2 protein-coding genes and 1 pseudogene are annotated in these 1,110 nt (G+C 50.3%); all 3 read right to left on the bottom strand.

Annotated elements, in window-relative coordinates; all coding sequences use genetic code 11:
• Nucleotides 1-427: 2-amino-4-hydroxy-6-hydroxymethyldihydropteridine diphosphokinase (folK, locus tag HW443_RS11580; RefSeq protein ID WP_176238261.1), on the bottom strand; the 427-nt coding region annotated here is incomplete at its 3' end.
• Between the two features lie 33 nt (nt 428-460).
• Nucleotides 461-952, bottom strand: coding sequence for a dihydroneopterin aldolase (gene folB, locus HW443_RS11585; protein ID WP_246273165.1), 492 nt, complete (start codon nt 950-952; stop codon nt 461-463).
• Nucleotides 953-969: 17 nt separating this feature from the next.
• A pseudogene (locus HW443_RS14150) lies at nt 970-1,110 on the bottom strand (dihydropteroate synthase); the annotation flags it as partial.

Consider the following 1,110-nt stretch of genomic DNA (forward strand, 5'->3'; position numbering starts at 1 on the left):
CCAGAAGGGGTATGAGGACGAATCTTCGTACGGTCAGGTATGGATGAGGTATGGTCAGCTCAGGGCTCTGATAGATCAGATCTTCCCACAGAAGGATGTCCAGATCAATAGGGCGAGGTCCCAGGGGGACATAGGGAGTTTCTTTTCTGCCCAGGAGCTCCTCAATCTCTTCACAGACCGTTAACAACTCCAGAGGTACAAGATCACAGGCTATCCTGGCCACCATGTTCAGATAATTGCCTTGCTCTACCGGTGAAACAGGAGAAGTCTCATAAATAGAAGAGCAGGTCAGAAGACGGACCCCAGGTCTGGAAGCCAATTCTGCCACCGCCCGGCGGAGATAGTTCTCTCTATCCCCCATATTGGACCCGAGACCGATATATACTTCAGCCATATAGCCGCACCATTCCCTGTCGGCTTTAGCCACTAAGTTTGTGATATCACCTGGAAGCTGATTGCTTTAGCTGTCAGAGTGGTCACTGTCTTTCCCTCTGACCAGGCGCACACCTACATATTCCAGGGATCGAGATAGAGGAGCTTCCGGTTTTTTGACGGTGACAGCGACCTTTTTTATCTTTTCCTCCTTCAACAGCTCTGCAGCAATCTTCTCGGCCAGAGTCTCAATGAGATCAAAACTTTCCTCTTCCACAATCCTGGCCACCTGGTTTACTACCTGGCCATAATCGACAGTGTCCTTCAGTTGGCCTCTGTGGGTGGCATCGGCTATATCTGCCTCTATCTCCAGGTCGATGATAAAAGGCTGTCCTTCCCTCTTCTCTCTCTCATATACACCGTGATGTCCGAAAAGCCTGAGATCCTTAATTAGGATGATAGCTCTACCTTTTCTCATCTTATGAACTTGCAGAATTTCCTCCTGAAATCCTTCCTCAAACTGATTATCGAGGTGCGCAGCCATGACCACGAATGACGAGAGTACTACGGTTGCCTTCAAACCCGTGGAGGCCAGCCTCAGGTTTTCGCATTATATCCGCGCACAATAGCGTCGGTGATCACGGCTACTTTTTTCATCTCCCGGACATCGTGGACCCTTACGATATCGGCCCCCTGACTTATAGCCAGGGCCACTGTAGCCGCAGTCCCCTCCAACCT

The sequence above is a fragment of the Candidatus Hakubella thermalkaliphila genome (assembly GCF_013281975.1).
GTDB classification, from domain to species: Bacteria; Actinomycetota; Humimicrobiia; order Hakubellales; family Hakubellaceae; genus Hakubella; species Hakubella thermalkaliphila.